Raw genomic sequence first — 25,150 nt, 5'->3', positions numbered from 1 at the left:
CCGTGTATCAGGACCGTCTTTCTGCCATCAATATGCTCTTATCCTCTTGCTCCCACATCTTTGTGTAGGGGCTGAACAGATTTTCCAGTTTATCGACGAGACCGAGGGTTAGGAAGCCATTTCCAACAGCTTTTTTCGAATAATTAAGTGGGGTTGTCCGTTTGACAAGCTGTGCGTACAGTTCCGGCTCAGTCAGCTCACGGCTGAATTCCTTAGTTGTCAGGTTGCTCAATAAGGCTAACGCCCCAGAAACATGGGGTGTTGACATCGATGTTCCTGATAACCTCGCATATCTATTATCTGGAAATGTTGATAAAATATTGATGCCTGGAGCGACCAGGTCAATTTCATCATTCGTGTTCGTAAATCGTGCAATGTTGCGTTGGAAGTCTACCGCTCCTACCTGAATGACTTCATTATAAGCACCCGGATAAGAATATTCGTCAGTGTCTTCTTGGTTGTCACCTTCATTACCAGCAGCACAAACGACGCATATCTGGTTGTCGACAGCATCTTTGATTGCCTGGTGTAGTTCATCTGTACCTTGTGGACCTCCAAGTGACATGGAGATGGCTTTCACTTTTTCCCCATCAGGTCCTGCCCAATCAGTCGCATAGCGAATGGCATCCACAATCCACTCCATTCTGCCGCTGCCTTGTTTCGTCAACACTTTTAAAATTAGCAGGCTGCATTCAGGAGCGACACCTGCGATGCTATTATCTTTCCCGATAGCAGCAATGGTGCCAGCAACGTGAGTACCGTGTCCATTGTTGTCTAGAAAATTGTCTGGATCACTATTGTAATCTGTCGTGAAGTTCCGGCCATCAATCACCCGTCCTTCCAAGTCAGGGTGGTTGGTCTGGCATCCTGTATCAATAATCGCGACGACATTCCCTTTCCCTTTGTCAGCCCTCTCCCATAATTCGGGTGCTTCAATCATTTCTACACCTTGAGGAATATTCGTCAAATCTTCGATGATTTCTTCTACTTGATAAGGAATCAATCGGACATCAGTCATTTTTTCATCCTCCTTTTTAAATAATCATCGAAAGCGGGAATAATAGTCTGAATAATCAAAATATAAAGGAAAAGCTATAAAAATTCAATAGTGTGAAATACCTGATTATCTGTAAAAAACAAGTTATCGAACTACAAAATACAAGTAAACCCGATGCCCAAGTCAAATTCCTATAGTTCATTGCCATGAATAATCTACTACTCTTTCAAATATGGTAAAATGTGTAGATGTTTCGTTTTTTAGGGGGATTTCAATATGAGGGAAAGGTATTTTTGGATTGCTATCATCCTTGCTGTCATCATCTGGACAGGTAATTATACATATCTGCAATCAAAGCAACTGGATGAACCTATTTTTCTAAAACATTATTACGAAGTGTCAGTAGAGGATCGAATGCCTCTGAAGTTCTATTATTTGATGAATAAAGGGGATCCGGGGATGGTAAGTGGCATCTCAGTCAATGGGGTCCAATTTTACACAACACCGGATGGTTTCATGTTCAATCAGGAAGGACCTCTAAATAAAGAAGAATATATTCATCATCATTTGCGTTCTTTTACAGTGGACATGCACGAAGAACAACTTCCAGTCAAAAAAGTAAGCGGAAACCAGTGGACGTTCAGTGAAATTATTCCTTCTTTCAGTGCTCGTGCAGATTTAAAGCATGCAGTCGATATCGGGCAAGTTAAGATAAGTGGAGAATCTAACCGTGAGCAACCATTTAAATTTCAAATGAGTGGAAGCAGCAGTGAACATCGCAGTAATTTTGAACTGTCAGCTCAAGAGGGACTACTTATTGAAAAGGTAGAAATCCCTTTACTGGAGGACTATCCGGGTTTACTGGAAGTGAAAATCAATGCTCCGCAAATCGAGCCAGCCCCGGTAAAAAAAGATCTAGATGACAATTATGGTGAATTGAACAGACCGTGGGATAATGTTAGAGGCACGGCATTACCCGATATCGAATTTCCAATCAAAATTGCGAAAGGTGATTTGGTCAGTTTTTATACACAAATTGATGGCGATAACACAATGTATTTGAGGTTCAACATCTGGATCATAGGAAAGTCGTTAAATGGAGAAGCATTTGAGCTTTCACTTCCTATTTGGGATGAACCATATTTAAATCAGGACGATATTAATGACATCATCACTAACCACAAGGGAGGGAAAGTACGATGAAAGAATCATTCACAAAAATATTTACAGGATTCCTGCTGGTATTTCTCGAAATCCACATCGTCGCTTTCGACATCCTTCCCGATCCATTGGGCTACTTTCTCATTTACCTGGGACTTGAGCGGATATCGTCTGAATATAAAATCGGAAACCTTTCGCGGATTTTTGCGATGATCTTGTTTGCGTTATCGCTGCCAACCGTTTTCATCCAACAGACGAATAACGAGATCACCGGATTGACTGCGAATGACGGGTGGCTGTTATACATGAGTGCACTCGGAATAGGCAAACTGATTCTAGTCTTTTATGTCTTTCGGGTCATGATCCAACTAGCACAACACGTTGGTGATGAGTCAATTCTTAAGAGGACAGAGCCGACATTCAAAGTTTATATCGTCACGCTGTTGATTGTGACTAGTGTAGAGCCTTTTCTTATGAATTCAGGCAGGGATATCGGGTCAGTGATCGGCATTCTACTGATCGTGGTCAGCTTGATCATGGAAATCTTTTTTCTGGTGTTGCTTCACGAGTTCCGTAAGATAGAGCCCGAGGGTCTGGATGGTGGGTCACAGCAAATTGATTTGCAGGTTTGAACGTCGACCAAGTACCACCGCATCCTGAGCTTGCGGTTACTCGGTGCAATATTACAAAATTGGAATATAGTTCGTTGTTGTGTGGTGAACGTCGTGCCAATCCTTAATAGGGGCACTTTTCTCACTTCATCACTATTTGTCTATTTCACATACTTTACGTCTTTTTCGTGAACGAGGTATGTTCTGAAGTCTCCCTTTATTTCAAGATAACCTGAATCATATCTCCATATCACTAAATACGTCTTGCCCCGATAAACTACTTTATTACCTCTGTCCACAGGTTGATTCCTCCTTCAAAGTGAACGAATCAACTCATTACCGGAATTTCCGTGCTTATGAGCCTCATATCTTTTTTCAACATCATTTGGTTTGCGAGTAGTAAAGATTGGAATGCGTTATTATGATCATTCAGGTGTTTATAACAAATCGCTTTTTCAGATAGAACAAGCGCGGACCAAGATTCATTCTTCTGTACTTGGAAAATCGACTCTGATTTTTTGATTTCATTAAATGCTTGTTTATAATTTCCGCGTTTCATCAGTACTTTGGCAAGGACGTAGTGGCATTGGCCATGTAAGTGGGACCTCGGTTCGACTAATGCTAGTCCGCATTTTGCATAATACTCGGCCTGCTTGATATCCTCGATATGCAGATAGGAGAGTGCAAGCTCATAGTAATTATTGACGGTGATATACGGAATGTCTGCTTTCAATGCTTCGTCCAAACACTCGTGCAGTTCCTTTAATGAGTCTTGTATATCGTTATGTTTTCGTAAAATGATCCCTAGATTGATTTTGGAACCTAAATATCTTTCTGGATGTGTGTTGACATCGAGATATTCGATCGCTCCTCTTGTCGAGACGATTCCTTCAGCAAATTTGTTCATATACAACTCTGCGAGCCCTTTCAGCATATAGAAATGGCCGTTTGAATATGTAACTTCGTTTGCTTCCATGATTCCGATTGCGCGATTGATGACATCAAGTCCTTTTTGGAACTCTTCAACACGGCAATAGCAGAGTGCGAGGTTATAGAGAAGTTTGATTTGAAGAAGGTTGTCTACTTTGGTGTGATAGGACTCAATGAGTACAGCAGCATTGAGTGCAGCCGCAATTCCATCTTTATAATGTCCAAGCTTCCGGTTCGATAGAGTCTTATAATAATAGACTTCTACAATCTCATTTGCATCCGTAGAAGATAAATAGTAAAGGGACTCAGTGAAGTGAACCAGGGCTTTTTCATCTTCATCCAGCTTCTCATATATTTGACCGAGCAGTTTATGTGCAAGCCATTTTTCTGGGAAGGAAACGTGTTCAATCTTGATCAGTTCTTTCAGTCGAGTTTCCGCTTCCTTATATTTTTTGACTTTAAAAAGGGTTGTACAGATATTGAGTGATTTCTTGATATCTTCTGAGGTGGCTGAAGTAATGGATGTGTCTTTGATTTCCCCTAGTAAATCACCAACGGAAACACCTAGTTTGTGGGATAAGTATTCAATCGTCCGGAGGGAGGGGGTGGTCAGATCTCGTTCAATGAGGCTTAACATGGCACGGCTCAATTGATCCCCAGCTAAATCTCCCTGGGTAAGTCCCAAATCTTTTCTTAACCTTTTAATCCTTAGTCCTACACTACTTTCCAAATATATCGCCTCCCACTATCATTTTACCACAATGTAAATTTATTGAAAGAATTTTTAAATAATTAAATATATTATTCAAAAAAGAATTGACAATTGAAAATATTAAAATTATGATAAAAATGTAAAAATATTCAATTAATGGAGGTCTTTTATGACGAAATGGTTTCAAAATGTAATGTGTTTAGCAAGTACAGGAGTATTTGCGCTATGTGTTTTAGTTGGAGGACAAGCTTATGATGATGGCGAAATAGGAAATCTCCCTAGGGTAGAGAATCCATCAATTGCTGAGTCCGATCCCGTATGGCCAGACGGACCAGTTCCCGAAGGTGATGATCCGATATGGCCAGATAGTCCAGTACTTGTAGATGCAGATCCCGTTTGGCCTGATTCCCCTGTATTGCCTCTTTAAAGACCACAAAAAACACCACTTGTAGGATGTTTTTTACTTCAACCTTGAAAAAAACGGTTTTTAAACACTTGAATCTTTGGAAACGGGTTCAAGAATCGCTGTTGAGCTGGATTCTTGTTTCCAGAGCCATTTGCCAAGGATTCCCCCGATAATACCAGTTCCTCCGACGGCCAATCCGATTGCTTGGATGACAGCCGAGGGGCCGAGCGTTTGAACGAGAATTCCGCCAGTAACCGGCGCAATGATCACAACCGCACTGAACAAGGAGTTCGTAATCCCGTAGACCCGTCCGATCATTTCCTTAGGAGATTCTTTTTGTAAAGCAAAGTTGAATGCGACCATCCATATGCCATTTCCTAAACCGACAAGCAGTCCGAAAAGGGCAGGAATGAATAACGACATGCCTTCTGCAATGAAACCTACACCCGCAAAACCGAAACCGATCAAGCTCATCCCACCGCCGATCGCCCAACCATACTGGATATTTTTGAAACGGTTCATCCAGGTGATTGTAACGATCGACCCTATTCCGGTCATACTCATCAGCATACCGAACACAACTGGATCTTCCATATTGACGGAACGAAGGAGGACTGGAAATTGAAAGTCGACAAGCTGAATCCCCATCATGCCGATCAGGGAGAATAGAATGGAATTGAAAATCACCGGTTGCTTCAGTACAAACGCCCATCCTTCTTTCCAGGATTCTTTGAAACTAGGTTCTGCTTCGTCTTCATTTTCAGTTGTCGTTGCATCATTTTCTTTGATATTACGCATGGTTAGGAGAATGAGTCCAGATATGATGCTGCTGAATGCATTGATTAAGATACAAATTTTCGGGGATATGAGAGCGAGGATAACAGCCCCTAACAATGGCCCGACGATTTTACCAGAATTGTTGACGATCTGGTTGTAGGAGGTCGCTTTCAACAGTTGATCTTCCTGAACGATATGTCGAGTCAAGGACTGTGCTGCAGGTGCACTGATCAGACCCATTGTAGAACGTAAAAACAAGAGAGGAAGAATCCAATAGATGTGATCGGCTAAAACAAGAAGTCCAGTCAAAATCGCACTGATGAAATCAGAAGCCATCATCAAGTTGACTTTCCTATAACGGTCGGCGAGAACACCGGCGAACGATCCGAAAAGGATCCCTGGTAAAGCAAAACATACTGGAATGAGACCGATCAATATAGGATCTGTGTTCCATCCATAAGCCACCAGGACTGAAATGGCGAGGATATCGAACCAGTCACCGTAGATCGATATGGATGAAGCCAGAAACAATTTAACATACGTTTTATTTTTAAAAAGGGATAATGATTTCGTCTGTTCCATTGGAAAAATCCTCCCGTCAATTTTCTGCTTCAATAATAGCGCGATAACGTAAAGGCTTTAACGAGCGTAGGGTGGAACTTTTCTCAGTCCTGAGGCGGAAGTTCAAGCCATACTTGAAAAAAGGGAATCATGAAGTTGACTCGAACTTAATTAAACGGGTCAACTTCATTTTTTGTTTAGGCTGTATACTGAAGGATTGTTGCTATTTAACACTGTAAGCGAGTATATTTCTGTTGCAACCTAACACAACAACTTTTACGAGAAGGTATGTGAATCATGATGTAATAGTCGCATTTATCCAACGGTTTTTCATGAAGACCTGAGATGATTGTCACATTTATCCATAACAACTACCTTATACCAGTTTAGAAGGGCGAAAACTCTTGAAACAACTAGATGGCAGCCTGATGAAAAAAAGTGACATCGGAGTTGAACCATATGGCAAGTCAAGTTGTAAGTATAAGAGTAAAGATTAGAAACAAGCTGGAAACCATTCATCAATCCTGTAAGGAACTTATTCAGAAGCATCCTGTAATTCTAAGAGTATATGCCATTTTCGTTTGGCTTTCATTGATCGCTTTCATCGTAAGCTTGATTTTCATGGATGACTCTCGTAGGATGTTCGTCCAGTTTCTCTGGTCCTTTTATGTGATTTTGCAATTTTGGTTATTATGCAGAAGTAAAACCCTCACGTGGAAAAAGTACACGTATTTCTTTTTAGCAGGAGCATGGTTGATGACACCCATCAATACATTCATCGTCAGTTCCTTTACCGCGGTGTTGGGCGGTAGAGAAGCGGATGTTTGGAGTATGGCGATCTTAACTCCTATTGTGGAAGAAATCGTAAAGCTCATTCCGCTTGGAGCTTATCTCTATTTCTCTCGACGCGCAACATCATTAAGTCTAAGTGATTTTGCCCTTATAGGTGCTGCCACAGGTGCAGGATTTCAATTTTTGGAGGAAACATTCCGTCGGCTTATTACCGGTGACCATTATGGAGTGACCTTGTTACAGGGAAAAGTCCTTCATTGGGAGTTTTTCACCCTTTTTCCCGGGTATTTTGAGGAGGGTTTCATTCCTGACAAAATGGCAGCCGGACATTCCTTACTGACTGCAATGATTGCGCTTGGTATCGGATTAGCGATCAGATACAGGGAGCGATTAAAGCATTTCACTTATATTTTTCCGTCATTCCTTTTAGTTTGGGCCATTTTTGATCATGCGATCTGGAATTCGTTCTATAGCACTCCTGAATGGCTTACTGTAATCCATGATTTATTAGGTAGCGGATATGCAGCAAGACCACTGTTCTTAATCATGCTGGTTATATCAATCTTTTTAGATTATAAATCTCTGAATCGTGTAAGTGGAAAACTACCAATGTTGAATGGAGAACATGTCATCAACCCGTTTTCTGAAATGTGGAACTTGTTGATTTCTGTTTCAACAGATCGTAAACGTTTTGGTTATTTCTTGATGTTTTATCGAGAGCGTAGAGAACTTGGATTTACGTTACTGTATGGAAATTCTGAAGCAGAAGGACGAATACCTCGAATACAAGAGAACATCCAGAAATATTATAAGGCTTTGGCCGTGATTGCACTGGCATTTTTTGCAGCTTTATTTTTAAAGGAATGGATTGATTCTTTCCATACTCCTCAAGCATGTATCGCTTGTCTATTCGACCAGCTGCAAAATTGGTGGGATCGTTTATCTGGCTTGGAGAAAGCGGTCATCATAGGAGGAGCATTTGCTTTGACCTTCCCGCTATTAGGTTTTTGGGCATCAGTAGGTGCGGTTACAACAGGGATTGGTGTGGCTGCTGGTGGACACAATATAGCGGATATTTTACGGAACCCGAAGAAGTTGCTTACACCTGAAACTGCACTGGCAGTTGGGGTTGCTGCTATATTAAGCAGAATTCCCTTTGCAAATGCCTTGAAAAAATTCGGGGATCCCATTGCTTCAAAAATCAAAAAATATTGGGATGATCTAATTGGCAAAAAAGGAAATGATCCTGATCCTCCAGACAAGCCGATAGTTCCTAAGCCCAAAGTAGGCGACTTTACCAACGTTAAAAATATAGAAGACTTCCGGGCAAGATTACCTGAAGATGCCGAACAGCTTCCGTGGAAAGAGATTCCAGGCGGTGCAGCCGAAGGAGAGAAGTATCGTTGGACCGATCAGAGAGGTAATGTGTGGAATACCAGAGCCCATGGACCGGATCCATCGGCACCAGAGGGATCAAATGCTGCAAATGGCTGGATCTATCGGGTAGAAGTGAAGACACCATCAGGTAAATGGACGATGGATTCGCAAGGTAATTTTCATAAAAAGAATGTCTTTAATCCAAATAGTCCGCATTATAGCGAAAGTATTGCCAATGATTCACACATTCCATTCACAGGCTGAAAAAAATTGTAAAGGAGGTTCACAATGGATGTAAGAGGAATTGAAAAGATTTTAAAAGGAAAAGACGAACAAGAAAAGATTGATACTGTTTCCCACTTGTCTGACGTTTTCGAGTCATATAACAAAAACATAGAAAACTTCGATGAGCTGATGGATGTTTTATTGTACTATGCCCTTGCCGAACAAAACCTCGAGGTTAAAGAAGAATTGTTCGATGCCCTATCGAAAGCCGTAACCTATCAAAATATTGAAAGGATTAATTGGGATTCTCTAGAACGACATTTACCTCAGTTACCTTTACCATGTTTGACCACAGCAATCAATATTTTAGGTATGACGCATGATCAGAAATATTTGCCGACGATCAAAACGTACACAAAACATGAGAATGGTGCTGTAAAAGGCGAGGCATATATTGCGCTGAAGGAGATGGAACATAATAGAAGTTGAATAATGTGGATATGAAAAATACATCCTTCCCGCCTCTGTTTTCATTTATATCCTTGTAAGGCAAATCTTCACCTGGCTGTTCATCCCTAAGAATAAAACATCCATAAGGTTATGGGATTACCTATAAAAATGCAAAATTCTCTACAAAACAGTAAAAGGGCTGCCATCAACGAGCAGTCCTCATTTCTTTTCATACAGTACATATCGTGGTGGTTCAGATTCTTCATGCTCTATGAATATTTCATCTGTCTTTGGATTCTGGTAAACGCGCCCGCCATCCAAACACCCATATTCATCGCCTTCCAATGTAAATCCAGTAGGCAGGAATTCAGGCTTGGGGCGTGAAGCTTCCGTTTGTATGAAAAAGTCTGTACTTACATATGTATCGTGATGATACCTTATCCGTTCAGGGAATTCCGTATCGGATGCCAGAAAGATTTCGTCCACATAGTGGAAGAGACCGAATAGACAGAACACAAAAGCAATCAAAAAAGTGATTTTACGAAGCACCAAATCCCCCCTAATCATTTTCCATATTTTTACCATACAAAATACTACAAATTTTTTCAATCATAATTGTACTTTCTTTTAAACAGGAGGGCATTGATGGTTCCACCTATGATCAATGTTAGGGCGGTCAAATAAAGCCAAATCATGAGGATGATGATGGTTTTGACGTTGCCGTAAATGATCGAATATTGACTGAATCGGACATAGACTGAGAAGCCTAACGAAATAAGCTGCCAGATGATTGTCGAGAAAATTGCTCCAGGCAATACTTCGATAAACTTCAGTCTGGCTTTCGGAACAAAGTGATAAAGGACATAAAAGAAACCAAATAAAACAAAGCTCCCGACAATCCATTTCAATGGGCTCCAAAAACTGATGATGAAAGAAAACAACCAGGCGTCTTCATCGATATAACTTAGTACTAGTCGTTCTGCTACAGGAACGAGGACTGATATGACGACAACACTGATAAAAGCGATCGTCAGCAATAATCCTTCCACTAACTGTATGAAGAGAGAGCGTTTGGTCCTTTGTGGGTAACTTTCGTTCAAAATCCGAGAAAAAGATTGGATGGCTATGGATGACAACCAGATCGATGAGAGGAATCCGATGGTAAGCAGGTTCTGTTCCTGATTGGCGAAAATCCCATTGAGCGTATGTCTTAGAAAATGAATCGTCTGCTCAGGAGCATAGGGCTCAACGATATCCAGTACAGAACCAGTATCAAGCGGCAGGTGACCGACTAAAGTGATGACGACAATGAGAAATGGAAAGAGGGACAATAAAAAATAATACGACATTTGAGCTGCAAGGTCGTACATTTTCCGATCTAAGAATTCTCTGTAAAGTGATATTAAAAGCCATTTCAGCGTTTTCATCCAGGATCCCTCATTTTCATCACTACAATTGGTATAACCAACCTGAGGAATTTCATTCGATGAAAGAGGATTTATGCCTTGGACAGCTAAGTATAGAGTTATAGGATCATTTAGATAATGGGGAGGATGTATATGAACGATGATCAGATTTTCGAGCAATTCAGAATGTGGAGGAGTTGGACAGTCGGATCAGTGGAGGGTTTAACAGAAGAAATTATTGATCATATACCAGAGCACCATCGAAACAATATCCGCTGGAATATGGGGCACATATTGGCGGGGTGGGACCACACAGTCTCTCAAACACTTGATATAGAGAGAATGCTGCCACTACAGTACCATGTGATGTTTCCGCGTGAAAGCAGTCCAGCTGATTGGAATGAACAACCGCCATCTTATGAGGAGTTGCTAAAACAATTGAAAGAGCAACCTGATAAAATGATCGAGGTTTGCAGAGGTAAACTGGATCAGCCGTTAAAGGATGAGTTCTTTCATATGAAGACATTAGGAGAAATGTTTCTTTTTCATATGAATCATGAAGCGCTGCATATGTCGACGATCAACATCATCAAACGGGCGGCAAAACACCAACTAGTGAAGTAAAGAGGAAAGGGCTGCCCGAAATGGATAGCCCTTTGCTTTTATAAAGGAAATGAAGCTTAATCTGTTCACTTCAAGATGAGCTAGAAATTTTAACCGGTCGTTCGATATCAAGTGCTGTTGCGATGTGTTCTCCGATTGGAAAACAGGCTGTAGCCGCAGGAGACGGGGCATTGCAGACGTGTGTGCTCCGCTTACTATGAACAAGAAAGAAATCGTCGACGAGTGAACCGTCTGATTTCAGTGCTTGGGCACGGATTCCAGCAGGGGCAGGCTTCAGGTCATCTTCCTCGATCGACGGTATCAACCGTTGTAAACTACGCACGAATGCTCCCTTGTTGAAGGAGCGGACCATCTCCTCGAGACCTTCCTTCCAATAGTTTGAGGCAAGTTTCCAGAACCCAGGATACATCAATGTTTCGGACAAATCCTTCAAAGAGATATCCCGCTTCCTGTAACCTTCCCTTTTAAAACCAAGTACTGCATTCGGTCCAGCTTCGACACCTCCGCCGATCATCCGTGTGAAATGAACGCCGAGGAAAGGGAAGTCGGGATTCGGGACGGGATAGATCAAGTTTCGAACGAGATATTCTTTTTCCGGCTTCAGTTCAAAATACTCGCCACGGAATGGAACGATCTTCAAATCAGGGTTCTGGCCGCTGCGTCTTGCCACACGATCGCTTTGAAGGCCACAGCAGTTAACCAGATGTTTCGTCCTGTAAGTGCTAGAAGCAGTCTCAACTGTAACCTCGTTTGGACTTTCCTTTATATCATTCGCTTCAGTTCCTAGGAAGAGGTCTGCTCCTCGACTTTCCAATACCGTTACGATTGCCGAACAAATTCCAACATAGTCGATGATGCCAGCTTGAGGTACTTTGATCGCTTTGATGCCGTTCACGTATGGTTCTTCCTCTTTCAATTCTGCTTGATCTAATAGCCTGAGGTCCAAGCCGTTTTGCAACCCTCGTTCGTATAAATTGTGCATGACAGTCAATTCGTTTTCATCCGTTGCAACAATCACTTTTCCACATTGTTCATAAGAGATGCCATACTCATCACAGAATGCTGTGAGTTTGCGCCCGCCTTCTTTTGCAAAGCGTGCTTTCAGACTGCCTGGTTTGTAATAGATGCCGGAGTGGATGACGCCACTGTTATGCCCGGTCTGATGTTTTGCCCAGCTGTCTTCTTTTTCGACCACAGCGATTTTCAATGTCGGATTTTTTTGGGTCAGGGCATAGGCAGTAGAAAGTCCGACGATTCCACCGCCGATGATCATGACATCATACATAATCGATCCTCCGTTTCCTTTAACTTGGATTCTGTTAAAAGCCTTTGTTGATATTACATTAAAGAAAGTATAAAATACTTTCTTCAGTATAGGGGCAACTAAGGCTCAGCCTGCGCCAAGGCTTAGCTTTGCCAAGTTTTCTTTAACCGAAATTTACGACACTCCTGCGGGAAAAGCGAGCCAGGCGAGACCCCACAGCGAGGAACTCGCGAGGAGGCTTTCCGATCGCCCGCGGAAAGGGAGTAAATTTCGCGGAAATCAATAATACAAACTAACAGAGCCTAAACTTTTTTAAAATAACCACGTTGACGTAACAGCTCACGATGCAAGTCCGGGTGTTTTTCGAAAGCTGCTCTACCATGGAGCCAGAATGTGTTGTTCAAGACGACGAGATCGCCTACAGGGAGATTCAGCTCTACTACAGCTGTACTATTTTCCATCGATTCAGACATCGATTTCAAATACTCCGCTTGTTCTATTGTATCAGGGCAGGCAAACTGATCGATGAACTGGATGCAAGGTTTGCCGTTATGTTCGAAAAAGGTATCATTGTACACTGTTTGACTGACATTTTTACTTGCAGGAGATTTGTATGGAATCTTTGTCGACGCAATTGGGTGATTGGTGTAATAATCAAGTTCTTCCCAGTCGTCTAAATGCAATAGACGGGATTCACCGTCGATGGCATTTTCTTCGGCAAACTTCATCATCAAGAGCCAATCGCATGGTTCGTTAACGAATGTTCCATCGGTATGGAGGGTGAACAACCGATAAGCCTGGCGGAGGTATGAGTCACTGTTGTCAGTGTCTTTAACGGTAAAACGGGCGTAATACTTTCCAGACATCGCATCGAAATTCACACCGCCGATTAAATGTGTGATTGCTGTGGAGAATTTTACATAATCTTCATCTGAGGAGGTAAGCTTTCCGATTCCAAGGGTGAATCCGCCGAACTCACGGTCATGAAGCACCTCATTGATTACCTTTGAAAACTCCTCTCCAAGCACCTGTTTCAAATCTTTCGCGATAACATAGCGCATGTACGGGATGTACTCTAGTTGCTGGGAGATCGTATTGCGATGTTTTTCCAAAAAGGCTGTGACAGCTTCGTCCTTCAATTCGATGTGATAAAGACGCTCGGACTGCGGGTGTTGCACTACGCTGAAATTCTCATAAGACTTCACTAAATCGGTTTTAACCATGCTCATTGCAATTCCTCCTTCAATTTTGCGGCGGTATTCGCCAGTAATTTGAGGTCTCAGCATCTAAAGAAAACTTGGCTCAGTCAAGTCATCGGCGATGGCTGAGCATCTGCACTTACATTGAAGAAAATATTTTATACTTTCTTCAAATGAAAAAAAGCCAGCAATATCTCCAAGAGGAAGATATCACTGGCTTTATCTACGTCTGGCTTCCGGAAGAGAAGTCCAATAGATTTTACAGTGTCGTATTCATGTTCTTTTGTCAGTAAATTCACCGAACGGGAAAGGGGAAGCCTTTCTCCAGGTGATTTATTCAATATCTTACAACCATATCAGAACAATGTCAACCAAGTGTTTGCATTTAAAGAAGGTATAACTTTCTTCGATAAAAGTGTAAACTATGGCTCAGTCTGCGTCAGGGCTTGACTTTGCCAAGTTTTCTTTAAATTATGGGATTATTTTACGACATGTGGTGTCTGATACTGCTTGTAAGCATCACGTACTGCAGCCAATAGCGCTGGTTTCGCTTTTCCGTAATAGTGGTTTTCGATTTCTTTTTCAATCAGTTGAATCCCATCACGTAAGCTGAAACCTTTCAACAAATTACCCAGGTAGGATTGCGCATGGTCGGTGGCAAGCGTACAATCCGCCCAAACAATCACACCATACGTATGATCGACCTCAATCGTAACTGTTAATGTTTCATGCAAATCACTGACCGCCATTCCATTTGGCAAGCGGGCATGTCCTGCGAGCATTTTCGTATTCGGCATTTTCTTCTCCTCCTATTGATTCCTTATTCGATCGATTTCATCGACCAACTCTTTCCCAAGTATCGGTTCCAGTTTTGAATAGATGGGATCGAGCATTTCCATCCAAGCTTTACGTTCATCTTTGGTCAACAGATGTATATGAATCGATTCATCACGCTTAAGCTGACGGATCTGTCTGTCATTGATTTCAATGGCGTGGCGACTGATCCAAGAAGTCGTTTCACTCATCGCTTCCTTCATTTCTTCGTGGATCTCAGGAGGTAATTCATCCAAAAGATCCTTGTTGATGAGGATGATATTGCTCATGATCGCGTGATTGCTTACAGTGAGGTAGTCTTGTACTTGATAAAGCTTTCTCGTGTATATATTAGACACCGTGTTTTCTTGTCCTTCTATAAAATTAACTTCTAGATCTCGGTAAATCCTGTTAAAGTTCACGACGCTTGTACTAGCGCCTAAAAAGTTGAATTGTCCTTTGATGATCGGACTATCCATGATCCCGAAATGCATCCTTTTGAAATCGGAAGGGTATTTGACGAACTTCTTATCGGTCGTCACCTGTTTATAGCCTCCGAACCAGAAATCCAGCCCCTTCATATGCTCATCCTCAATATCCTTTAATAGCCGGGAACCAATTTTCCCATCATAGGCTTCTTTTACAAGATCATGAGTTGTAAAAACAAATGGAAGGTCAAGTATTTGGAATCTAGGGTATTCTGCGGTTAGCTCTGAGATGGAGGGTGCAATCATCTGGACATTCCCTTCCCGTAACGCACGCAATTGCTCCTCCTCATTGTAAAGGACAGCATTTGGATAAATTTCTACTTCGACTTGATGGTCGGTCCTTTCCTCAAGACGTTTGGCAAAATATCTTGCAGCCTGTCCTTGTGGGGAGTTTTCCGAATAGATATGGCTGAACTTGATTGTGATTCGATCCTTTAAACCGTTCTGTTCATCATCAAATTCCTTTGAACCCGCAGACGTGGAAAAATCGAAGCCGACGAAGACGGCTGTCACGATTCCGATTGTGATCAACAATGCAACCCAAATAATGGTCTTCATCAAGCCTCACCTCCGGGCAATCCTTTTCAATAGTGTATCACAATCGCTTTCTCATGGTACAATATTGATAATTTACAAGGGAGGATGAGGACTGATGTCATTACAACGTTTACCAATCCGTTGGAAGATTACAATTCTATCATTCGGCATCGTCCTATTTTCCCTACTTATCGGTGGAATCATTTTGACTGGTAACATCTATGAGATGAAAGAACGGGATCTTAGTCATCGGTCTCTATTGACTGCTAGGACAGTGGCGAATTTGCCTGAAGTGCAATCTGGTGTGACCGAGTCGAGAGGCTGGATTGAAATCAACCCGATTGTCGAGCGGCTCCGGACAATCAATAACGCTGACTATATCGTCGTCCTTGATATGAACCGAATCCGTTATTCCCATCCAAACGAAGACATGATCGGTACTGTGTCTTCCGGAAAGGATGAAGGGCCTGCATTCGCAGAACATAGCTATACATCCAAAGCCGAGGGGGAACTTGGTACGGCTGTAAGGGCGTTCGTACCAATCATGAATGAACAAAAAGAGCAGATCGGGACTGTAGTCGTCGGTATCATTCAGCCGACTTTGTGGGAAGTCCTTGGTGAGTTGAAACATCAGATGGCCGTCATCGCTGTATTGACCTTATTGTTCGGTATTATCGGTTCATGGTTGCTGGCAAGACATTTGAAACAGGAAACCTTCCAACTCGAACCTTATGAAATTGTGAGACTTTTAAAAGAACGAACAGCAACGTTGCAGGCGATGAATGAAGGGATCATAGCCATAGATAGAGACGGAGGCATCACGGTTTTCAACGATAAAGCGAAAAAGATCCTTAACCTGGAAGAAGAGGTGGCTGGTGTTCACATTGATGAAATCATTCCAGAATCCAAGCTGAACGAGGTGTTATCAGATGGAAAGAGTATGTATAGAGAAGAGATCAGGATCAATGAGAAAATTATCATGAGCAGCCGTGTACCGATTCTGGTTGATGGTGAAATTGTTGGAGCGGTAGAAGTGTTCCAGGATCGGACCGAAGTGACTTCAATGGCAGAAGAGCTTACCGGGGTCAAGGCATTTGTCGATGCTCTTCGCGTGCAAAACCATGAGCATATGAACCGGCTTCACACCATCGCTGGGCTCATCCAGTTGAACGAAAATGATAAAGCTCTCGACTTCTTGTTTGAAAATCAAGAAGAACAGCAAACACTTACGAAATTTTTATCAAAACAGGTCAAGGATGAAAGTATCGCAGGTCTCTTGCTGAGTAAAATCAGCAGGGCTAAAGAGCTTGATATCGAGTTGACAATTTCTCCGGAAAGCTGTTTGAAATCATTTCCTGGACTTTTGGACAGACACGATTTCGTATTGGTTTTGGGAAATCTGATCGAAAATGCCTTTGATGCTTTCACTGGGATTGAACGGGATACGAAACTAGTTGAAGTCCATCTTTCACAATCCGACGATCAACTGTATCTGTCAGTAGAGGACAATGGGAAAGGAATGACGGACGAGGCCCAGGCGAGCATGTTTACGAAAGGGTATACGACCAAAGGCAACAATGGATCGGGGATCGGTCTTTACCTCGTCAAAAATGTGATTGAGAAAGGCGAAGGTTCTGCCCGGGTGAAAAGTATCCATGGAGAAGGAACGAGTGTTGAACTGATATTTCCGATGAAACCAGGAGGGATTGCACATGAACAAGTATCCGGACATTAACGTTTTGTTGATTGAAGATGATCCTATGGTCCAAGAGGTTAACAAACAATTCATTGAACGCGTCGATGGGTTCAAGGTGATCGCCACTTCTGGTAATGGAAAAGATGGGTTGGAACTCGCAAAATCATTACAGCCCAATTTGATTCTCCTCGATATTTTCATGCCGGAAAAAGATGGTCTTGATCTGATGAAAGAGCTGCGTGCACAGCAGTTGAACATCGATGTCCTTGTCATAACGGCTGCCAATGACAAGGATACGATTCGGATGATGTTGCTGAACGGAGCCATTGATTATATCATCAAGCCATTCAAATTCACGCGTATCAAGAAGGCACTAGAAAAATACCGCTTGATGCATAGTGAATTGTCTGAAACCGGAAAAATTGGTCAAGAGGATCTTGACCGATTGATCAAAATTACAGATGATTTCCGAGTTTCAGGTGTGAAATCCGATGAAGAGCTGCCGAAGGGACTCAATCACCAGACATTGAAGCAAATTTTGCAGTATTTAAGTAAGCAAGAAACTTCTCTCTCAGCGGAAGAAACAGCAGATGGAGTAGGGATTGCAAGAGTCACAGCCCGGCGATATTTGGATTACCTGGGCAAGATGGGGAAAGTCGAGCTCGATGTCCAGTACGGCGGAGTCGGGCGCCCAATCAACCGCTACAAGTTAGTGGAAAAAGTGAGGTATTGAACATAGTGGTTACGTTTGAGAAACTATATGAAACGATTAAAGCGGTCGCCACTCGTTTTCCAAAAGTGGAAGAGCATGTGGATGGATTCGGCCACACATCCTTCAGAGTAAAGGACAAACCTTTCGTAATCTTAGGAGAAGATAAAGAGCATCCTTCCCTTTCAATTAAAACCCTGAAGTCGACACAGGAATTGCTGATTCAACAGCCTGGATATCGTAAATCAGCATATATCGGGCAACATGGATGGACGACCTTCCCCCTCGAGGAAGTAGATTGGGATGAAGTAGCAGACTATCTCCTTGAAGCTTATTATCGAGCAGCCCCAAAGCGATTGCATGAACAAGTGCAAATAAATCGAAAATGAGTGGTTTTAATAGTTTGTGTGTAATGTTGATTTTTTATAGAAAATTGCATGAAGCGAAATTTGCGACACTCCTGCGGGAAAAGCGAGCCGAGCGAGACCCCACAGTCTTTTTAAAGGATCTCCGACTATAATAAGGACCTTCGACTAAATTCCACCACGTCCTGTGGTGAACGTCGAAGCCAGCAGAAGGAAGGCTTCTAAGAATTTTCATCACAGACACGAAAATGATTTCATTTTTTTTGTGTTGACATCCTGTGCGAGTAAGGAGGTTTGCGGAAGTAGGTTTATGCAGGGAAGTGATGTCTAGCTTAGCGACCAGTCACTTGGATCACTTCAAACTTCCTGCGGCGGCGACAGCATCCTCGTCAGTTTTCCAGTGACCTACGTGCCTAACCGGGTCGCCTCCGCTTTTCTCTTGCCCGCGGAAAGGGAGTGAATTTCGCAAATATCAACAATTACGAATAATCGTTTAAAGTAAAACAAGGCGGTGGATATTTATGAAATTTGGAACAGTAGGAACGAGCTGGATTACAGAATCGTTCATCGATGCGGCTGAAAAAAGCGGGAAAATGACGTTGAATGCCGTGTATTCACGATCACATGATAATGCCAGGAAAATGGCTGATACCTATCATGCTCCATATGCTTATGATGACCTCGAGAAGATGGCAGCCAATGAAGAAATCGAAGCTGTCTACATTGCATCTCCAAACTCCCATCACTATGATCATGCCAAGCTCTTTTTGAAGCAAAAAAAGCATGTCATTTGTGAAAAGCCGATTTTCTCTAATACGGCTGAATTGGAAGAAGCCTATCAAATTGCGGAAGAAAACGGTGTGTTTTTGTTCGAGGCAATGAGAAACATTCACTCACCGAATGCGAAAATCCTAAAGCAGCAGGTAGAGAAGGCTGGAACTCTCCGAAGTGCAATGTTCCATTACCTCCAATACTCCTCACGCTATGATTTGTTTTTAAAAGGAGAAAGACCCAACATCTTTTCACCTGAATTTTCTGGTGGAACACTAGTGGATCTTGGTGTATACCCGATCAGTCTAGCAGTCTATCTATTCGGAGAACCTGAAAACGTATCTTACCATCCGGTCATGTTGGAAAGCGGTGTTGATGGGAGTGGCACACTGGTCATGGAGTATGATGGATTCGTGTGTACAATCCTTTGTTCAAAAATTTCACATTCATTCATTTCATCGGAAATCCAAGGGGAAGATGTTTCGCTCGTTCTTGATCATGTAGCGCCAGTCAACAAGATTTCGTTGGTTGATCGGAAGACCAACGAAAGCGAAAGACTAGGAGAATCCCTTTATGACAATGACATGATTTATGAAATAGAGGAATTCACAAAAATTATTGAAACGAATGATAAAGAGGAATACCGGAAATTGGCTGATCTAAGCCGAAGTGTGTTGAGGATCACGGAAAGCGCTAGAAAGCAGAACAACATCGTATTCGGAACGGAAAAATGATCAATCTGGGGATGGAAATCTGTTCTTAGACATTTAGCGGACACCAGTGCTCTTATTTGCTTGAAAAAACAGGATTTACAAAAAATAGCGGACACCAGAGTTCTTATTTCCTTCAAACCCTTGAAAATCAGCCGTATTATGGATAAATAACGGCTGTGATGTCCGTTAAAGCTTCATAACATCGTTTTTTGTCACAAATAACGGAACAGATGTCCGTTAAGTTTTTCATGAAGTGGGGAGGTCCAAAAGGACGCCCCTTTTTTGATTCGGCTGTTTTCTAAAAGTTTGTTGGAATGGATGGTTATCCTTTGATATAGTGACCGATAAAAAACTGTATGCAGTGGAAATATACGAGACTCCTGCGGAAAAAGCGAGGCAGGCGGGACCCCACAGTCTTTTAAAGGATCTTCGACTATAATAATGAACTTCGACTAAATACCACCACGTCCTATGGTGAACGTCCAAGCTAATGGAATTGTTAAAAAACTACATTTTTACTAAAAGAGTTTTGTTTATCACCGAACCGATCTCAAGAGCGTTTTTTAATCTTGGGAATGAAACGTTTCAACCAATCAGTTTTCACCACTCAATATAGTTATTTGCATTTATTATTGGTATATCGGTATTATCTTTATTTTCGAAAAATTGCTACAAAAGTAATGTTTACGCTTACATACAATGACGGTATAATTTTTATCGAAACGTTTCACCTAATGACATTCGAACACTATAACTTATTTTAAAAGGAGAGTGCGTATGAAGAAGCTATTGTCAGTCATCGTAACAGCCGTACTATTAACAAGTTTGTGCATTCCATGGGGTTCACAGACGGAAGCATCTCCAGATGGAACGGAAGTTGCTCGTGATCAAGAGCTGAAGGCAATCGCCAAACAGACCTACCGTTATTTCGAAGACTTCACAGACAAATCCACAGGATTACCTTATGATGCTGTTCGAGTGGATGGTGAGGTTGATACGAAGGAATACACTTCACCAACCAACATCGGAATGTATTATATGAGCACGATCGCAGCAGATGAGCTTGGAATCATTTCTGAAGATGAAGCGGTTGCAAAGATCGAAAAATCACTCCAAACATTGAAAAACCTGGAAAAATGGAACGGTCTTTATTATAACTGGTATTTCACTGAAGATGGTTCGCTAATGAAGGATTGGGGACAATTCATCTCCACAGTGGATAATGGCTGGCTTTCGGCAGGGCTAGTCGCAGTCGGACAAGCCTATCCGGAATTAAATGATCAGACAAGCAAGCTCGTAGAAGAAATGGACTACACGCAATTGTACGACACTGAAGTCGGACAAATGTGGGGCGGTTATGACGTAGCGAAAGGGGAAATGACTGCCCATCATTATGGAACCTTCTATACTGAACCGCGTGTTGCAAGCTATGTTGCCATCGGTAAAGGAGACGCACCGAAAGCACACTGGTGGAAGATGGAACGGACACCGCCAGCAGAATACGACTGGCAATCGCAAATACCAGAGGGATATACAGAAACCTATGATGGGGTGGAAGTATTTGAAGGGCACTACACGTATAAGGGTGAAAAGTTCGTTCCGAGCTGGGGCGGAAGCATGTTTGAAGGCTTGATGCCATCACTCGTTTTAAAAGAAAAAGAGCTCGGAAAAAATGCACTCGGTTTGAACAACAAGCGCCACGTAGACCTCCAAATTGAATACGCGCAAGAGCAAGGCTATGACGTCTGGGGGATGTCCCCAGCAGCTACACCGGATGGATACTCAGAATTTGCGGCAACACCTTTGGGCGTAATGGGGTATGAAAAGGACCATGTCGTCACTCCGCATGCAACCTTCTTAGGATTAGAATATGCGACAGATGAAGCGATGAAGAACATCCATAAGTTGAAGGATATGGATGCGTACAGTAAATATGGATTCCTTGATTCCGTCAACGCTGAAACAGGGGAAATTACACAAGCGTACCTTGCACTCGATCAGGGAATGATTATGGTTTCAATTGCGAATTTCCTGAAGGATGGTGTAGTCCGTGACTATTTCCACAGAGATGAAATCGGCAAGAAACCAGAGGAATTGTTGATTAAGGAAGAGTTTTCAATCAAGTAAACAACATTGTAAGAATGGGGCTGACCCAATTGAGGTCAGCCCCTTCCTCTTTACATTTAGGCTTTGTTAATCTTCGAAATTCACTCCCTTTCCGCGGGCGAACCGTGAGCCTCCTCACGAACTGGGATAGTTCGCTACGGGGTCTCATCTGGCTCGCTGTTCCCGCAGGAGTATCGTGAATTTCGTTTTTAAAATCAACAACGAAAATTAACAAAGCCTTCTAAAAGGAATGATAAATTCTAAAGTCAACTAAGTAGACTAACAAAGCCTACATTTAAAGAAAGTATAAAATACTTTCTTCAATAAAAGTGTAACTATGTCTCAGCCTTCGAAGGCTTGGCTTCGTCAAGTTTTATTTGAAAGTTCCTATCACGATCGCTTTCCGGTCCTCCACCATCATTTTTCCTTTCGCGAAGACCATTTCGATCTCAAGTGTATCTTTGTCCAAAAGGACGAGGTCAGCATCAAAACCAGCTTCGATTTTTCCTTTACGATGCAATTTAAGGATGTGTGCAGGGTTTGAAGTAATCACTTTCAGCGCAGTCTCCAATGGTATGTCTTTTTTTTGGACCGCCTCTTTTACCGCAGCAAACAAACTCGATACCTTTCCGACTTTAAGACCTTTAAGCTCTCCGTCAGGACTGAAATCAGGTAAGCTTCCTTGAGCATCGGACGTGAAGGTGATCTGCTCGATCGGCACTCCTGCATCAAGCATGCGTTTCAGACCGTTGCTGCATCGGACTTCTCCTTCCTCGTGAAATTGCGGGATCGTACTTGTCGTAAAATCGACATAACCGCCTTTTTTGGCATATACGATTCCAGCTTCAAACAGATGTTCATTCCGATTGATGTGAGTAGGGTAAAACTGCTTAATCGGAAGGTCTGTTGTGTCGATCACATCTTCAAGAATTTTGAGGCAATCATGGCTGTCACCGACATGGACGTTGACGATGCCTGCTTTTCCAGATAAAATGCCTCCGTTTCGAGCTTGTGACGCGATCCGTGCTAACTCTTCAACGGTAGGCTGTGATGAACGATGGTCTGAGATCGCGATTTCACCTGCCCCGATGATCTTATCGACAAGGATGATGTCGTCCTCGATTTTTCCAGTCAATGTTTTGACAGGGACTTGATAGGACCCGGTCTGAACATAACAGCTGATCCCTTCTTCTTCAAGGGCTCTTGCTTTTGCGACCAGGCTGGCCATCGTGCGCGTCGTCCCATCCGTCCCGATCACACCGACCAGTGTTGTTATTCCAGCTAGGGTTGCATCAGTCAACATGATTTCAGGGGTCCGTGTTTTATAGCTTCCTTCTCCACCGCCGCCGATGATATGGACGTGGGAATCGATGAATCCAGGGACGACAATCTTTCCTTCAGCATCGATTACCTTCGTGTTTTGTGAAAAAAAGCCATCCGGCACTTCAATTTGGTCATTAATGAACCCGATTTTTTCATCAACAATCAAGAGATCTTTTTTTCCTAGATACCCTGGAGCGTAAACTTCCCCGTTCCGAATTAACGTCAACATCATGCTGGCCCCTTTCTATGTAACGATTTACCATTATTATAGCTTATCAAAAACGAACACGCTTTACTCAGGTGAAAACTCACCCGGATGAGTTTTTTCGCACTTAAAAAAAGTATAGAAATACTTTCTTCAGTATAAGTTCAACTGAGGCTCAGCCTGCGCCAAGGCTTGGCTTTGCCAAGTTTTCTTTATATTGGATGGAGACCGCCCTAGAATTATCTACAAAAATAAGGGTGCAAATACCAAAAAATAAGAAAATATATACAAAAATGCTCCCACTCCCGCTGTGACCAAAATGACCAAAATGTCCAATATGTTCTAAATATTCAAAAATGTTTGTGAAAACGCTACCATTAGGACAACGATTCTTTGGGAGGGAATACACTTGAAAAGAAAACTCATATTTACATTCATACTAGCCCTATCCATGTTGATAGCGGCATGCAGCAATGGTTCCGGAGGAGACGGCGAATCCGACGGTGGTTCGGGTGATGCTCAATCAATCGTCTTTGGAACAGGTGGTACATCTGGTGTCTATTATCCGATCGGTGGAGCCTTGAAGCCGATTTTTGAAGAAAGCGAAAATGTTGCGAACGTCACGGTTGAATCGACAGGTGCATCAGTAGCAAACATCCAGAATATCCAGGATGGCCTTAACCAGATGTCAATCGTCATGAGTGATGTAGCGTATGATGCGATCAATGGGGAAGGGCAATTCGATGGAAATAAGGTCGAAATCACTGCAATGGCAGGCATGTACCAGAACGTCGTCCAGGTGGTTGCTCTGAAAGGAAGCAACATTGAATCAATTGAGGACCTTAAAGGTAAAAAGGTCGGAGTTGGACAAGTCGGTTCTGGTGTTGAACAAAGTGCGAAGAAAGTACTTGAATCCGCAGGGCTGACATATGATGACCTTTCGAAAGTGACGCATACAGGTTATGCGGACAGCGTTCAGGAGATGAAGAACGGGAGCCTTGATGCGGCTTTCTTTACATCCGGAGTTCCGAACAGCAACATTACCGATCTTATGCAGCAGACCGACGTGAATTTTGTCGAGATAAAAGACGATCTCGCATCCAAACTCACGGAAAAATATCCGTTCTATAAAGAATATACAATTAAAGCCGGTGATGAGGCAGCATATGGTTTAGAAGAAGAAGTGAAAACAGTCGGGATCCAAAACATGATCATCGTTCCACCAGATTTGAGTGAAGACCTTGTTTATGATTTGACAAAGCGTTACTACGAATATCTCGGTACCGATGGAGTTGCGGTTGGTGCATTGAAGCAGCTAGACCGGGATGAAATTGCTAAAGGGTTGATCGTCGACCTTCACCCTGGTGCGAAGAAGTTCTATGAAGAACAGGGCATCACTGAATAGAACGAGGAAGAAGGGCATCACGGAGGTGCCCTTTTTTTACAATGAGGATTCGATCCTTTCTGATGGCAGCGATTATCATCGGAATCGCCTTGTCATGTACGCCCAAGACATTCCTCATCCTCAAAACAGATACCGATATCAAAGCAATACTACCAGCTGCAGCAGAAAGCTCGTTTACGATCCAATGGCAGCACTCGGTTGAAAAGGAATTATGGGAAGAATTTTTCAAAGTGAAAGAAGATGCCATATACATTGAAGGAACTCGATTCAAGACTTTCGGTGCTGGAGTGCCCAGCAATGCAGGCAATGATACGTATATAAAAGATGGGTGGGTGCATATGGTCGGTATCGATCGTAAAATCGGCAACGAATTGCGGGTACGTACCGGCAAAACGACCGCACATAAGTTCATTGCCGGTGAAAATAGCATCGATATGGCTGAACCCGGTGCATCCTACATCATCGAAACAAGAACCATGCCGGTTATCCAAGCATGGTCACAAAAACTTTTACTCGTTGTGAGGTGA

24 protein-coding genes are annotated in these 25,150 nt (G+C 42.6%); 13 read left to right on the top strand and 11 right to left on the bottom strand.

The genetic code is table 11. The features are described from left to right. Nucleotides 1-7 precede the first annotated feature (7 nt). Nucleotides 8-1,018: a S8 family peptidase gene (locus KOL94_RS18145; RefSeq protein WP_221568011.1), complete on the bottom strand. Its 1,011-nt coding sequence runs from the start codon at nt 1,016-1,018 to the stop codon at nt 8-10. A gap of 255 nt (nt 1,019-1,273) precedes the next feature. Between KOL94_RS18145 and KOL94_RS18140 the strand changes: the two genes are divergently transcribed. Further along, nucleotides 1,274-2,200 (top strand): hypothetical protein, encoded by a 927-nt coding sequence (locus KOL94_RS18140; RefSeq protein WP_221568010.1) that lies wholly within the window; start codon nt 1,274-1,276, stop codon nt 2,198-2,200. Further along, nucleotides 2,197-2,790, top strand: a complete 594-nt coding sequence (locus KOL94_RS18135) for a hypothetical protein (RefSeq protein WP_221568009.1) — start codon at nt 2,197-2,199, stop codon at nt 2,788-2,790. The genes KOL94_RS18140 and KOL94_RS18135 overlap by 4 nt, the downstream gene beginning before the upstream one ends. A 140-nt stretch (nt 2,791-2,930) precedes the next feature. Here KOL94_RS18135 and KOL94_RS18130 read toward each other — a convergent pair whose 3' ends face one another. Both KOL94_RS18130 and KOL94_RS18125 read right to left on the bottom strand, forming a co-directional pair. Beyond that, a complete protein-coding gene (locus KOL94_RS18130; RefSeq protein ID WP_221568008.1) occupies nt 2,931-3,068 on the bottom strand; it encodes a hypothetical protein in 138 nt (45 codons plus the stop codon). 29 nt (nt 3,069-3,097) lie between these two features. Next, on the bottom strand, nt 3,098-4,429 hold the full coding sequence (locus tag KOL94_RS18125; RefSeq protein ID WP_221568007.1) for a helix-turn-helix domain-containing protein: 1,332 nt from the start codon (nt 4,427-4,429) through the stop codon (nt 3,098-3,100). 151 nt (nt 4,430-4,580) lie between these two features. Here KOL94_RS18125 and KOL94_RS18120 point away from each other — a divergent pair, with 151 nt between their 5' ends. Continuing rightward, entirely contained in the window at nt 4,581-4,838 is a 258-nt protein-coding gene (locus KOL94_RS18120; RefSeq protein ID WP_221568006.1) for a hypothetical protein, read from the top strand. Nucleotides 4,839-4,898: 60 nt separating this feature from the next. Here the strand turns inward: KOL94_RS18120 and KOL94_RS18115 are convergent, their stop codons facing one another. Beyond that, complete coding sequence (locus tag KOL94_RS18115; protein WP_221568005.1) at nt 4,899-6,176, bottom strand: MFS transporter; 1,278 nt, start codon at nt 6,174-6,176, stop codon at nt 4,899-4,901. A 438-nt stretch (nt 6,177-6,614) separates the two neighbouring features. Between KOL94_RS18115 and KOL94_RS18110 the strand changes: the two genes are divergently transcribed. Continuing rightward, complete coding sequence (locus tag KOL94_RS18110) at nt 6,615-8,588, top strand: polymorphic toxin type 30 domain-containing protein (protein WP_221568004.1); 1,974 nt, start codon at nt 6,615-6,617, stop codon at nt 8,586-8,588. A 24-nt stretch (nt 8,589-8,612) separates the two neighbouring features. Then, nucleotides 8,613-9,038, top strand: coding sequence for a hypothetical protein (locus KOL94_RS18105; RefSeq protein ID WP_221568003.1), 426 nt, complete (start codon nt 8,613-8,615; stop codon nt 9,036-9,038). Between the two features lie 180 nt (nt 9,039-9,218). Here the strand turns inward: KOL94_RS18105 and KOL94_RS18100 are convergent, their stop codons facing one another. Together KOL94_RS18100 and KOL94_RS18095 are read right to left on the bottom strand one after the other, a co-directional pair. Then, the gene (locus KOL94_RS18100; RefSeq protein WP_221568002.1) at nt 9,219-9,548 is read right to left on the bottom strand and encodes a hypothetical protein; all 330 of its coding nucleotides are present in this window, start codon (nt 9,546-9,548) and stop codon (nt 9,219-9,221) included. 56 nt (nt 9,549-9,604) lie between these two features. Continuing rightward, on the bottom strand, nt 9,605-10,426 hold the full coding sequence (locus KOL94_RS18095; protein WP_221568001.1) for a YihY/virulence factor BrkB family protein: 822 nt from the start codon (nt 10,424-10,426) through the stop codon (nt 9,605-9,607). A 132-nt stretch (nt 10,427-10,558) separates the two neighbouring features. Here KOL94_RS18095 and KOL94_RS18090 point away from each other — a divergent pair, with 132 nt between their 5' ends. After that, complete coding sequence (locus KOL94_RS18090; RefSeq protein WP_221568000.1) at nt 10,559-11,029, top strand: DinB family protein; 471 nt, start codon at nt 10,559-10,561, stop codon at nt 11,027-11,029. A gap of 70 nt (nt 11,030-11,099) precedes the next feature. On the opposite strand, the gene lhgO is transcribed toward KOL94_RS18090, so the two are convergent. The 4 genes from lhgO to KOL94_RS18070 form a co-directional block, all read right to left on the bottom strand. After that, entirely contained in the window at nt 11,100-12,314 is a 1,215-nt protein-coding gene (gene lhgO / locus KOL94_RS18085) for an L-2-hydroxyglutarate oxidase (RefSeq protein ID WP_221567999.1), read from the bottom strand. A 281-nt stretch (nt 12,315-12,595) separates the two neighbouring features. Then, nucleotides 12,596-13,522: a glutarate dioxygenase GlaH gene (gene glaH, locus KOL94_RS18080; RefSeq protein ID WP_221567998.1), complete on the bottom strand. Its 927-nt coding sequence runs from the start codon at nt 13,520-13,522 to the stop codon at nt 12,596-12,598. Nucleotides 13,523-13,971: 449 nt separating this feature from the next. Then, entirely contained in the window at nt 13,972-14,289 is a 318-nt protein-coding gene (locus KOL94_RS18075; RefSeq protein ID WP_221567997.1) for a DUF3870 domain-containing protein, read from the bottom strand. Nucleotides 14,290-14,301: 12 nt separating this feature from the next. Continuing rightward, the gene (locus KOL94_RS18070; RefSeq protein WP_221567996.1) at nt 14,302-15,351 is read right to left on the bottom strand and encodes a DctP family TRAP transporter solute-binding subunit; all 1,050 of its coding nucleotides are present in this window, start codon (nt 15,349-15,351) and stop codon (nt 14,302-14,304) included. Between the two features lie 94 nt (nt 15,352-15,445). On the opposite strand from KOL94_RS18070, the gene KOL94_RS18065 reads away from it, so the two are divergent. The 5 genes from KOL94_RS18065 (at nt 15,446) to KOL94_RS18045 (ending at nt 21,711) form a co-directional block, all read left to right on the top strand. After that, nucleotides 15,446-17,065 (top strand): ATP-binding protein, encoded by a 1,620-nt coding sequence (locus KOL94_RS18065; RefSeq protein ID WP_221567995.1) that lies wholly within the window; start codon nt 15,446-15,448, stop codon nt 17,063-17,065. Further along, complete coding sequence (locus tag KOL94_RS18060) at nt 17,043-17,759, top strand: response regulator (protein WP_221567994.1); 717 nt, start codon at nt 17,043-17,045, stop codon at nt 17,757-17,759. Before KOL94_RS18065 ends, KOL94_RS18060 begins: the two co-directional genes overlap by 23 nt. 5 nt (nt 17,760-17,764) lie before the next feature. Continuing rightward, complete coding sequence (locus tag KOL94_RS18055; protein WP_311775195.1) at nt 17,765-18,124, top strand: MmcQ/YjbR family DNA-binding protein; 360 nt, start codon at nt 17,765-17,767, stop codon at nt 18,122-18,124. Nucleotides 18,125-18,621: 497 nt separating this feature from the next. After that, nucleotides 18,622-19,605, top strand: a complete 984-nt coding sequence (locus KOL94_RS18050) for a Gfo/Idh/MocA family protein (protein WP_221567992.1) — start codon at nt 18,622-18,624, stop codon at nt 19,603-19,605. 756 nt (nt 19,606-20,361) lie between these two features. Continuing rightward, nucleotides 20,362-21,711, top strand: a complete 1,350-nt coding sequence (locus KOL94_RS18045) for a glucoamylase family protein (protein WP_221567991.1) — start codon at nt 20,362-20,364, stop codon at nt 21,709-21,711. 352 nt (nt 21,712-22,063) lie between these two features. Here KOL94_RS18045 and iadA read toward each other — a convergent pair whose 3' ends face one another. After that, nucleotides 22,064-23,242, bottom strand: a complete 1,179-nt coding sequence (gene iadA, locus KOL94_RS18040; protein WP_221567990.1) for a beta-aspartyl-peptidase — start codon at nt 23,240-23,242, stop codon at nt 22,064-22,066. Between the two features lie 385 nt (nt 23,243-23,627). Here iadA and KOL94_RS18035 point away from each other — a divergent pair, with 385 nt between their 5' ends. Next, nucleotides 23,628-24,623 carry a TAXI family TRAP transporter solute-binding subunit gene (locus KOL94_RS18035; protein ID WP_221567989.1) on the top strand — a complete coding sequence of 332 codons (996 nt, stop codon included), beginning with the start codon at nt 23,628-23,630 and terminating at the stop codon, nt 24,621-24,623. 41 nt (nt 24,624-24,664) lie between these two features. Continuing rightward, entirely contained in the window at nt 24,665-25,150 is a 486-nt protein-coding gene (locus KOL94_RS18030) for a DUF1850 domain-containing protein (RefSeq protein WP_221567988.1), read from the top strand.

This window comes from Alkalihalobacillus sp. TS-13 (assembly GCF_019720915.1).
Classification (GTDB): domain Bacteria; phylum Bacillota; class Bacilli; order Bacillales; family Fictibacillaceae; genus Pseudalkalibacillus.
The sequence above is the reverse complement of the archived record's forward strand: the minus strand, read 5'-3'. Positions and strand labels throughout refer to the sequence as shown.

Excerpts from the sequence above, each read along its gene's own strand:
- KOL94_RS18145 (WP_221568011.1), bottom strand. The coding sequence starts at position 1,018 with ATGACTGATGTCCGATTGATTCCTTATCAAGTAGAAGAAATCATCGAA.
- KOL94_RS18140 (WP_221568010.1), top strand. The coding sequence starts at position 1,274 with ATGAGGGAAAGGTATTTTTGGATTGCTATCATCCTTGCTGTCATCATC.
- KOL94_RS18135 (WP_221568009.1), top strand. The coding sequence starts at position 2,197 with ATGAAAGAATCATTCACAAAAATATTTACAGGATTCCTGCTGGTATTT.
- KOL94_RS18120 (WP_221568006.1), top strand. The coding sequence starts at position 4,581 with ATGACGAAATGGTTTCAAAATGTAATGTGTTTAGCAAGTACAGGAGTA.
- KOL94_RS18115 (WP_221568005.1), bottom strand. The coding sequence starts at position 6,176 with ATGGAACAGACGAAATCATTATCCCTTTTTAAAAATAAAACGTATGTT.
- KOL94_RS18110 (WP_221568004.1), top strand. The coding sequence starts at position 6,615 with ATGGCAAGTCAAGTTGTAAGTATAAGAGTAAAGATTAGAAACAAGCTG.
- KOL94_RS18105 (WP_221568003.1), top strand. The coding sequence starts at position 8,613 with ATGGATGTAAGAGGAATTGAAAAGATTTTAAAAGGAAAAGACGAACAA.
- KOL94_RS18095 (WP_221568001.1), bottom strand. The coding sequence starts at position 10,426 with ATGAAAACGCTGAAATGGCTTTTAATATCACTTTACAGAGAATTCTTA.
- KOL94_RS18090 (WP_221568000.1), top strand. The coding sequence starts at position 10,559 with ATGAACGATGATCAGATTTTCGAGCAATTCAGAATGTGGAGGAGTTGG.
- lhgO (WP_221567999.1), bottom strand. The coding sequence starts at position 12,314 with ATGTATGATGTCATGATCATCGGCGGTGGAATCGTCGGACTTTCTACT.
- glaH (WP_221567998.1), bottom strand. The coding sequence starts at position 13,522 with ATGAGCATGGTTAAAACCGATTTAGTGAAGTCTTATGAGAATTTCAGC.
- KOL94_RS18075 (WP_221567997.1), bottom strand. The coding sequence starts at position 14,289 with ATGCCGAATACGAAAATGCTCGCAGGACATGCCCGCTTGCCAAATGGA.
- KOL94_RS18070 (WP_221567996.1), bottom strand. The coding sequence starts at position 15,351 with ATGAAGACCATTATTTGGGTTGCATTGTTGATCACAATCGGAATCGTG.
- KOL94_RS18065 (WP_221567995.1), top strand. The coding sequence starts at position 15,446 with ATGTCATTACAACGTTTACCAATCCGTTGGAAGATTACAATTCTATCA.
- KOL94_RS18060 (WP_221567994.1), top strand. The coding sequence starts at position 17,043 with ATGAACAAGTATCCGGACATTAACGTTTTGTTGATTGAAGATGATCCT.
- KOL94_RS18050 (WP_221567992.1), top strand. The coding sequence starts at position 18,622 with ATGAAATTTGGAACAGTAGGAACGAGCTGGATTACAGAATCGTTCATC.
- KOL94_RS18045 (WP_221567991.1), top strand. The coding sequence starts at position 20,362 with ATGAAGAAGCTATTGTCAGTCATCGTAACAGCCGTACTATTAACAAGT.
- iadA (WP_221567990.1), bottom strand. The coding sequence starts at position 23,242 with ATGTTGACGTTAATTCGGAACGGGGAAGTTTACGCTCCAGGGTATCTA.
- KOL94_RS18030 (WP_221567988.1), top strand. The coding sequence starts at position 24,665 with ATGAGGATTCGATCCTTTCTGATGGCAGCGATTATCATCGGAATCGCC.